Source organism: uncultured Ruegeria sp. (genome assembly GCF_947500045.1).
Taxonomy (GTDB): Bacteria; Pseudomonadota; Alphaproteobacteria; order Rhodobacterales; family Rhodobacteraceae; genus Ruegeria.
In genome coordinates, this window is record NZ_CANMQQ010000025.1 from 1 (window position 1) to 10,008 (window position 10,008).

General features: G+C 55.3%; 9 protein-coding genes. 1 reads left to right on the forward strand and 8 read right to left on the reverse strand.

What is annotated here, in order from left to right; all coding sequences use genetic code 11:
* Positions 1 to 116 precede the first annotated feature (116 nt).
* Positions 117 to 308 (forward strand): helix-turn-helix domain-containing protein, encoded by a 192-nt coding sequence (locus Q1B46_RS22240; RefSeq protein WP_366871619.1) that lies wholly within the window; start codon positions 117 to 119, stop codon positions 306 to 308.
* Positions 309 to 848: 540 nt separating this feature from the next.
* Here the strand turns inward: Q1B46_RS22240 and Q1B46_RS21980 are convergent.
* The 8 genes from Q1B46_RS21980 to Q1B46_RS22015 form a co-directional block, all read right to left on the reverse strand.
* Positions 849 to 1,880: a DUF475 domain-containing protein gene (locus Q1B46_RS21980; protein ID WP_299952024.1), complete on the reverse strand. Its 1,032-nt coding sequence runs from the start codon at positions 1,878 to 1,880 to the stop codon at positions 849 to 851.
* Positions 1,877 to 2,803: a ribokinase gene (locus Q1B46_RS21985; protein ID WP_299952026.1), complete on the reverse strand. Its 927-nt coding sequence runs from the start codon at positions 2,801 to 2,803 to the stop codon at positions 1,877 to 1,879. The genes Q1B46_RS21980 and Q1B46_RS21985 overlap by 4 nt, the downstream gene beginning before the upstream one ends.
* A 39-nt stretch (positions 2,804 to 2,842) precedes the next feature.
* Entirely contained in the window at positions 2,843 to 3,898 is a 1,056-nt protein-coding gene (locus Q1B46_RS21990; protein WP_299952028.1) for an ABC transporter ATP-binding protein, read from the reverse strand.
* A complete protein-coding gene (locus Q1B46_RS21995) occupies positions 3,895 to 5,112 on the reverse strand; it encodes an ADP-ribosylglycohydrolase family protein (RefSeq protein WP_299952030.1) in 1,218 nt (405 codons plus the stop codon). Before Q1B46_RS21995 ends, Q1B46_RS21990 begins: the two co-directional genes overlap by 4 nt.
* The gene (locus Q1B46_RS22000; protein ID WP_299952032.1) at positions 5,109 to 6,524 is read right to left on the reverse strand and encodes an extracellular solute-binding protein; all 1,416 of its coding nucleotides are present in this window, start codon (positions 6,522 to 6,524) and stop codon (positions 5,109 to 5,111) included. The genes Q1B46_RS21995 and Q1B46_RS22000 overlap by 4 nt, the downstream gene beginning before the upstream one ends.
* Before the next feature lie 44 nt (positions 6,525 to 6,568).
* Entirely contained in the window at positions 6,569 to 7,468 is a 900-nt protein-coding gene (locus Q1B46_RS22005; protein ID WP_299952035.1) for a carbohydrate ABC transporter permease, read from the reverse strand.
* Positions 7,468 to 8,376: an ABC transporter permease subunit gene (locus Q1B46_RS22010; protein WP_299952037.1), complete on the reverse strand. Its 909-nt coding sequence runs from the start codon at positions 8,374 to 8,376 to the stop codon at positions 7,468 to 7,470. Before Q1B46_RS22010 ends, Q1B46_RS22005 begins: the two co-directional genes overlap by 1 nt.
* 64 nt (positions 8,377 to 8,440) lie before the next feature.
* Positions 8,441 to 9,478: a LacI family DNA-binding transcriptional regulator gene (locus Q1B46_RS22015; RefSeq protein WP_299952039.1), complete on the reverse strand. Its 1,038-nt coding sequence runs from the start codon at positions 9,476 to 9,478 to the stop codon at positions 8,441 to 8,443.
* Positions 9,479 to 10,008 lie beyond the last annotated feature (530 nt).

Genomic DNA, 10,008 nt, shown 5'->3' on the forward strand with positions numbered 1-10,008 from the left:
GATGGACGACTTTTACGCCGCCCGCAGCAGGCTCATCCCGCCGCTACCGTGGTCGACTTTCTCACCGCCGTTCTCAACGAACACTGTCCAGACACGGCAAAACCTACACTTCAATAATTCAGGAAGCACGGTTCCAGAACGCCTGTTTGTTGCTGGACAATCCCGATACGAAAATAATCGATGTCGCATTTGCTGCGGGTTATGAACACCCGCAGCATTTCACGCGCGCATTCCGGAAATACACAGGTCTGACACCAAGCCAATATCGGCGAAGACCATCGATAGAGAATTCCGACTGTGCGAACTGAAGGTTCGACATTGTGCGCTCTTTGATTGTACTGGACGATGCGATGTGCAGTTAGCTGCCATTGGGGCACGTGCAGCGAAAATTCACTTTGTTGCGCGTTGCGTGAATTCGACCAACCCGAAATTTTGCGCCCGCGGCGAATGGCTGGAATGCGGAATGCGAGCGCAGCGATCAAAGCCAATACTCAAGGTCCGCTCTGGGCCGGATTATCATGCCGCTTTAGAAAATGCGTGAAATCTGGGCAAAGGCCGGTCAGGGCTCTTACCACCAGTTGAAGCGTTCCGCAGAGAATGGCAGGAGTGAGCCCAACCCGGACGCTCAAGAAATTGCAATGCATACCTACCAAAAGCGTACTCGCTGCAGGTGATTAAGATCACTCGCTGTCGCGCAGCATGAAGAGCGGCCATTCTTGCTCTACACGGCATGAACCAACTTGGTAATAACGCGTTTGCAGGACAATTTGGGCATATACATGATCTATCCAGTACTACGCTTAAGCGTATAAAATGTCGCAGTTTTCACTTCCTAATTTGTCGAAGGATCAAGCGGGCCGCTTCGCGTATCTGACTGAACTGAATGTCGCGAGTGCGATAAAGCCAATACTGAGCGGCCCGGTGACGTATTCCGGAACCGATACGACCGACTGGGTCAGCATAATGACCGCAAGCGCAAGGACAGAGTAGAACGCCCCATGCTCCAGGAAGCGCAACTCGGACAGCGTGTCCCTTTCCACAAGCATGATCGTCATCGATCGGACGTAGAAGGCCCCGATACCCAGACCGACAGCGATCAGAAACATGTTATTGGTCAGCGCGAACGCCCCGATCACCCCGTCAAAGCTGAACGAGGCATCGAGAACCTCAAGGTATAGGAATGCTCCAAGCCCACCTGAGGCAATTGCCGCATTCGTCTGGCTTTTGTCGAGCAGGTCACCCAGAACCTCGACCAGCAGGAAGGCCAGCAGGCCCAAAACCGATGCGAACAGGAACTCGGTCTCTTGTCCTTCGCTCTGCGCCAGCGTGAAGCCGATGATCAGGCAGAGGACGAATACAACCTCGATTGCGCGCAGATCGGCGCAGGCACGAAGCCGTGTTTCAACGAAGCGGATCCAGTCAACATTCTTCTCGGTATCGACAAAGAAGCTGAGCGCTACCATCATCAGATATGTCCCCCCAAAGGCGGCGACCGAGACATGGGCGTCATGCATGATGTGGGAATAGGTTTCCGGCTCGGTTGCAGCCAGTATGGTCGCCGCAACTGGCCCAATGCCGGCGGCGACAGAGACGATCACAATCGGAAACACGATCCGCATCCCAAAGACCGCCACCAGGATGCCCCAGGTCAGAAACCGCCTTTGCCAAAGCGGTGTCATGTATTTGAGTTTGTTGGCATTCACGACCGCGTTGTCGAAAGACAGCGAGATTTCGAGTAGCGTGAGCGTCAACCCAATGAGCAGAAACTTCAAAGCCCCGGCTGTGCTGCCCGTGGTGGCAAAGCCAAACCAGACAATCGTAAAAACACCGAAAGCGGTCGCGGCCATTGGCAGGTGGAAGTAGGAGAGTGTGGGTTTCATGAGGGATCTGTGTCTTTCAAAATCTCGTGCCGCCTGGGCATCCCGGTCTGAGCGCCGATGGCGCAACACGCTTTGGCTGCAGCTTCGCAGGCCATCGCCAAAGCCGGTTTCATTTCCCGGCCCTCGGCAAGCAAGGCCGCAAACGCGCCGCAGAATGTATCCCCGGCACCGGTTGTATCGACAGGGTCAATCTGAGGGCTGGACACATGTGTGACACGACCATCTTTGAGGAAGAGGTCTGCGCCATCCGGCCCACGCGTTACAACGACCTCGCAGCCAATTGCCTTTGCCAATGCGGAAAGATCTCGTTTGTCTGGTGCTGCCAGCAGGTCACATATCGCTTCGGCTTCTCCCTCGTTCACGATCAGAATGTCGCAGGTTTCAAGCGCAGCCCGCAGGGTTCCAAGGTCGCCATCCTGCGGCACCGGTGCAAGGTTGAGCACGCTGGTGCCATTCGGGTTTGCAGATCGATGGACGCCCATGACATGAGCAGTCTCTTTCAGACTGACCTCCCCCTGGCACAACAGCACCGACGTCTTTTGCAACACCTCAACCGAGGCATGAGCTGCCTCCAGAAGGCCATTTGCATCGGGAACGACGGTAATCGCATTTTCACCATCACTTCCTAGTGTGATGAAGGCGGTTCCGGTGGCGCAATCCGGCAGTACCGTGCAGTCCGCGCGAACCTTATTCTCGGCAAAATTCTGCAACGCCGCCTTGCCGAAGGCGTCATCGCCAACCGTCCCGATCATGACCACCGGGATTGTTCCGGCACCCATCCGCGCACCAGCAACGGCCTGATTGGCCCCCTTGCCGCCGTGCGTGTCCATGACCCGGTCGCCCAGCACCGTTTCACCGGGCACCGGAATATTGGGTACACGTATGACCTGGTCGATGTTGATGGAGCCAAAGATCGTTAGCATCCGTTTGCCTGCCTGTGTTTTTGAGGGGAACCTGGGCTGTCACCGAGTCCGGTCATGCGTTGCGCTATCAAAGATCAGAGCTTTGGAGGTGTCGAAACCGAGCTTGACCTGCTGACCGATCCGGACGTCAGATTGCTCATTCGCAACGATCGTGACCTCTTGCGATCCGACGCGCACCAGCATCTCCTGGCCTTCGCCGGTTGGTTCTACCAATGTGACCTCTGCGTTAGGACCTTCAGACGCGATGGAAACATGTTGCGGACGAAACCCACAGATAATCTCAGAGCCTGCGCGGATGTTTGACGTCAAGTCCATTGGGAAGGACACCCCGCATTCCAGTTGCACAGATCCGCCCTCGATCCGCCCTGGAAAGCGGTTGATCTCTGGCGTTCCGATGAAACCGGCAACAAACAGATTATCCGGATCACCATAGAGGTCTCGAGGGGCGCCGACCTGTTCGATCCGCCCGCCATGCATCACGACGATACGATCTGCCATGGTCATGGCTTCGGTCTGGTCATGCGTCACATAGACCATGGTCCGGCCAAGACGCTGGTGCAGTTTGCGGATTTCACCGCGCATCTTGTGTCGAAGCTTTGCATCAAGATTGGACAAGGGTTCGTCAAACAAAAATGCCTGCGGATCACGAACAATCGCTCGACCCATTGCGACTCGCTGCCGTTGCCCACCTGACAAATCGCGCGGAAGCCGGTCCAGCAGCTCGGTCAGCCCTAGAATATCCGCTGCTTCTTCAACACGGCGTGCACGTTCGGCTTTCGACACCTTGGACAATCGAAGGGCAAAGCTCATGTTGTCCGCAACTTTCATATGCGGGTAGAGAGCATAACTCTGGAATACCATCGCGATGTCACGCTGTTTCGCGGGCTTGTTGTTGACGCGTTCGTCACCGATCAAGAGATTGCCTGATGTAATGTCCTCAAGTCCTGCAATAAGCCGTAGCAAGGTGGACTTTCCACACCCGGAAGGACCCACCAGGACCACAAATTCACCTTGTTCAATTTCAAGATTGAGGTCGCGGAAAATCTCGACGGCGCCGTAGGCTTTACCAAGCCCGTCCAAGATGATGTGTTTCATGTTGCTTTTCCCTTCACGACGGGGGTCGTCTGGCAGCCGAGCTCCGAGAGGCTTCGCTGCCAACTGGCGTTTCTGGATAGGTCATCGCGCAGGATCTCTTTCGCGGCCTCAGAAAATGCATCGGCAATCGCAAGGATATCCAGCTTGTTCGTCCCATCAATGTGAGCGAGCGTCGCTTGATCGATCGTTGCCTCACCACCCATGGCCCCGAGGATTGCGCCAGCCATGATGCCAATTGAATCTGTGTCCCGGCCAGAATTGATCGAATCCTCGATTGTGCCTTTGAAATCTCCGTCGTTGAGTATGATGAAGGCCAGCGCGAGCGGCAGTTCCTCAATCGAAAGCAGGCGAGAGGGCTGGTAGCCAGCGGTCGCCTGGCCTGCTTTTTCTGGCCCATGTCGCACATCATCGCCCATAGGCGAAAACGTAAGCATCGCATCGTGAAGCGTAGTCACGATCTCTGAATAGCTGCGGGATGAACCTTTTAGATCAGATGCCAATTTTGTGGCGGCTTCGATTGCGGAAAACGTGCCGTCCTTGGCATGTTTCAAAGCCACTTGGACGATATCCCGGACTGTTGCTTCGGGCCGAAACGCCTCGGCTACACAAGCCGCAAAAACACCAGCCGCTTCAAGCCCGTAGCTTTGCTGATGCCCGGACATAAATCCGATGGCCTCGTTGTAAGCCGCAGCAGGGTTGCAGGCATTTACGATGCCAATGGGTGCTGCATACATCGCGGCGCCGCAATTAACCATGTTGCCGACACCGCCTTGCCTTGGGTCACAGGCCGCAAGCTGGAGACGGTGATAAATCCACTTCTCGGGGTAAAACAGACGCTCGATCAGGACCGTGTTTTTCTCAAGTTCCGGGATCCAGCGTTTTTCCCATGCGATTTTGCGAACGAAGGGACCGGCCATATCCCAGGCATCGATGTGCCGTCGCAGATCAGTGTAAACCTCCATCAGACAGATCGTCATCAACGTGTCATCGGTGATGATCCCGTGGCCACGTGTGCGGCCGTTTCGGGACACCTCGTCTTCATCCAACCGATGCCAACGCCGATCAACCGACGTAACCCGTCCATACTTCTCAGCAATTTCGCCAGCCGATAGTTTTTCGACAGGACCACCCATAGCATCGCCGTATGCCACCCCGTAAAGAGCGGCGCGGACGCGACCCCGAAAGGTCGCGCCGTTTTCTTCTCTCTTGATCATTGCAGAACCTGGCTTGCGTGATCGATCAGGCTGTCACCGCCAGCCGCCTTCCAAGCCTCTACATATTCGCCCCACTGATCGAAGGAGGCCGTGCCTGATACAAATTTGAATGCCCACTCGTTATAGATATTTGTTGTCGCATCGACGGCTGCGGCGAGTTCGGATGGGAAGGCAAACGCATTGTCAGGCAGAAAGTGATCCTGCGTGTTCTGCAAATACTGGCGGGCAGGGGCCGGGAACAACTCCACCGGGGGGGTCCAGGACGCAGAGATCATGAAGGGGCTTTCCCACGATCCAAGGTCGGGCAAAACTTCAACCTGGTCGCCGTTGATCACGTGGTGAATGCCTTCAAGTCCGAATTGTTCCATGAACTGTCCCTCGGGGCTTGCCATGAAATCCAGAAGTGTCGCGACCGCCTCCTTGTTTTCGGACAATGCTGACATGGCCCACCCACGGCCTTCTTTCGAGACGTCGACAGCCAGCAACCCCTGGCCGCCGGGACCAGCTGGTGGGTCCAGCAACGTCAAGGTCGTGTTAGGATGCACCGTGTTCATCTTCGTCTGATAAACCACAACGTTTGAAGGTCGGGACGCCGAAACAACACCGACACGACCAGTATAGAACCGATCCTCCTTCGCTTCCCAGTTGATCGTGATGTACTCGGGGTCGAGCAACCCTTCTGCATACAGCTGACTATAGTAAGCCAGTTTGTCCCGCTCCTGAGCGCTGATCTGCGAATGGATCCAACTACCGGACCCATCTTCAAGCCATGTAGCGGTGATCCCGAACGCCGGATTTAGGTAGCCGTTAAGCTCCTTCAGGCTGCCGCCGGCAGTGGTGCCGAAGGTGTTGTTTTCTCCATCGCCATCGAGGTCGTTATCGCGGATTGCCGTGAGCAGGGCTGTATATTCATCAACGGTCGCTGGCGCTGACAATCCGGTCGCCTCCAACCAATCGGTCCGAATGACCGGTTGTTGGGCGCGCAGCGGAAAGACGTGCATCAGGTATGGATAATTGTCCAGGCGTGCTTCGTTGTGGGGATAAAGCGCACCCTTCAGGTGTTCTGTTTCGGCGATCCACGGACGCCAGTCTTCGAGCACGTTCTGGTCTGCGATTTTGCGGTCACCGCCCTGAAAATAGATCAGGTCCGGCAGATCACCCGACAAAAGCATGATCCCCAGCGCATCGGCATAGCCGGATGCAGGCAGGTCCACGATCTCGATGTCAATTTCATGACCCTGCTCGGCGAGTGCCGCTTCAATGCGTTCGACATGGGCAACCGAGTTGGGATTCGTTGAAATGAAGTCTTTCAGCACCATGCGAATGGTGACCGGTTCGGCAATTGCCGCTCCGCTCAGAAAGGTGCCCGCCAGCAGTGCGGCAGACAGAGTCTTGCTTGCCTTGTAGAACATCGTTTGTATCTCCCATGTTGATTTGATGTTTAAGTGTCGAGCGCTCATCCTTTCACCGCCCCGGACATGGTCCCTTTGGTGAAATACTTGAGAATGAGCGGATAAATCAGGACGAGCGGCGCGATGGTGAGCGTGATCATGCCCGCTTTGAGCGCTCGGATACTGATCTGGTTTACGTCGGTATTGGCAGACACGTTTGCCAGGCCGACCATGCCAACCTTGTCTCCTTCGACAACGAATTGGCGAAGGACAACCTGCAAAGGCCATTTGTCCGGATCATTAAGATAAATCATCGCCCTGAAGAATTCGTTCCAGTTCAGGACAAGATAGAAAAGTGTGATCATCGCGATCGAAGATTTGGCGACGGGCACGATCACATACCAAAGTGTCTGAAAGGGATTGGCGCCATCAAGTTCGGCCGCCTCCAGAAGCTCGCTTGGGACTTCTTCGAAAAGCCGGATGAGGATGATCAGATACCAGGCGAACACGGCGCGAAACAGGATGACCGACCAATAACTGTTCAGAAGCCCGATGTTCTTCATCACAAAGAATTCCGGGATGATGCCGGGGTCAAAAACGACCGTAACCAGGACCAGTAGAAGGATGATACGGCGTCCTGGAAGGCGCTGTTGCGCCAATGCCCAGGCCATTAGCGTCGTGCCCAGCACTGCGATGACGGTGCCCGCTGCGGTAATGATGGCCGCGTTCAAAAAGCCACGCTGCACGTTCGGATTCTGTATGAGCAGGCTCCAGACATCGAAGGAGACGCCTCTTGGCAGCACCTCTAACCCGCTCATGCCGGGGACTTCAGCGGGGTCAGAGAAGGAGACAGCGACCAGGTGCAGGATAGGCTGGGCCGTCACCACAACCATCAAGAAGAGGGCAGACAGGATCAGTATATATTCGATGCGCTCAAAAGGCGTGCTGCGGCTGTTGGTGAACATTACCAGACTCCCTTTCCGGTCAAACGCTTGGAAATCGTGTGCGCGCTGATGATCAGGATCATGCCAATCACGCCTTTGAACAGGCCGGCAGCCGTTGCCAGGGCAAACTCCCCGGTTTGCAGGCCAATGCGATAGACGTAGGTATCAACGATATCGATGTGACTGCGGACAACGTCGTTGGACAGGTTGATGACCTGATCGAAGCCCTGGCTGAGAAACAAACCGACGTTGAGGATAAAGAGCGTGGCAATCGTGGGTGCTATACCGGGGATGGTGACAAACCAGATTTTCTGCCACCGCCCGGCACCGTCCATTTCTGCGGCTTCGTAGAGCTCCTGGCTGATCCCGACGATAGCCGCGAAATAGATGAGTGAATCCCATCCGGCACTGCGCCACATTTCGCTGAACACCAAAACCCAGCGGATCGACCCAGTATCGGTCATGAAAGGAATAGGATCAAAGCCCATCAATCCAATCACTTCATTCACCGCACCATCGCTTGGGGAAAGTGTCGCGACCGTGATCCCGGCAATCACCACCCAGGACAGATAATGTGGGAGGTAGATGACGGATTGTACAAACTTACGGTAATTTGCGGACCGCACCTCGTTGAGCAGGAGCGCAACCAGAATCGGCACAGGAAAGATGAAAACGAGCTTCATCGCGCTGATGACAATTGTGTTCATCAGCACCTGAAGGAAAACCGGTGAGGATGCCAGGGCAACAAAATGCTTGGTGCCGACCCAGATATTGGGGGGAATGATCCGCACATCCTGGAATGCCAGCCTCGCCTCCCAGATCGGCAGATAGTGATAGACCAAATAAAACAGAAGCCCGGGCGCAAGCATAACGTAAAACGGCCACCAGCGCCGGAACGATTGCTGAAGGTTTTCAAACTTCTGATTCATCTAGGGAACGTTCCCAATTTTTGCCGAACTACAACTTTCACGTCAAATTCCTTTCGATGTGGGTTCAGCCGGTCTGGGCCAGTGCGATTTCCGGGTTCAGGTTCAATACGCTGCCACGCTCAACGAGTTCACACGCGAGACGCAACTTGGCCACGGCCGCATCCCCATCAATGAGACGCTGCAACGACAGGATGGATTGCCTGCCGATCTCTTTGGCGGGCTTGCCAACCGTCGTCAGCGGCGGGTCGCAGAATTCGCCTGCAGGGATGCCGTCAAACCCCATGACAGATACGTCTCGAGGGCAGTTCAAACCCTGCGAGCGCGCTTCGAGGATAGCTCCAAGCGCCATCAGATCATTTGCCGCAAAAATCGTGAGGTGTCCGCCCGCGTGTGTCTTTAGGAGTCTCGCCATTGCTGCCCGTCCACCGTCGACAGTATATGCCCCGTCCTCGGTAGGGATACGCGTCGGGTCGACATCTCGGTTGATGTAGTACTCGTTCACCGCCGTGATGAATTTGGCTCGGGCCAAACGACGCTCGGAACCCAAAATGAGCTTCGGAAGCTCGTGACCATGGGCTGTTAGGTAATCCAGCGCGACGCCGACACCTTGCGTAATGTCTGATCCAACGCTTGATTTCTCAGGGAAAAGATCGGCCGTTGTCCCTAGGAGAAGCGAAGGCGCGCCCAGCAACTCAAGGTCGCGCCCATCCGAGGAATCCGAGATCCTGTTGAGCACGAATCCATCCACCCGCGTATTTACCAATGCTTGAAGATGCTTTCTCTCGCGTTCTGATTTCCAATCTGACGAGAAAATCAGCAACGATGAATTAGTTGAGGCCGCAGCATCCTGTGCGCCGCGCGCGACCTCTGCCCAAAATGGGTTCGAAATGTCGGGAACAACGATACCAATGAGCCCGCTACGGCCCGAACGCATACTGACTGCCAGGTTGTTTTTCTGGTATCCGATTTCTTTCGCAGCGGATTCAACCAGTTCAACGACCCTCGCTGACACATGCTGACCGCCGGACATTACCCGCGCCACAGTGCTCTTGGAAACGCCTGCCTGTTTCGCAACATCGATGATTGTGGGTCTTCTGGTCAAATTCACTATCCATTGGTGATTCTGGGAACGTTACCAATTTTGTCACTAGGCGTCAACGTTTAGATGACGGTGCCCAAATAAATGCGGGAATGACGATAGGCTCAGGCCACCGTCGACGACGTAACAAGATTGCAGCCATCAGCGGGTTCATAATCCGCAAGGTTTAGCCACACTTAAAAGATCCTTTCGACAGGATGCGCTGCACTGCCAACGGAGCGGTGCCGCGCAAGCGTGGGCCCTCCCGCATTAAAGCTAACCGCAGCCCCACAAGTCCGCTTTGTCAGGTCCTCGATAGCCAGTCCTGGGTGCAGCGAAAGATCTATTCGAATTTCACGCCTCAGATTTACTTTGAATCACCGGTCTAGCGATATTTGCTGCAACGCAGAGACCAGCGTGCCGCGCGCACGAGCGAATGCTGCGTCAGCAATCACCCGAAAGAGCGACGGCGGTAAAGTCCGCACATTACCAGTTCATGCGACGCGCGGCGAACGTCGACCCATCCCAGACCGATCCTTGGTGCAAATCGCGGC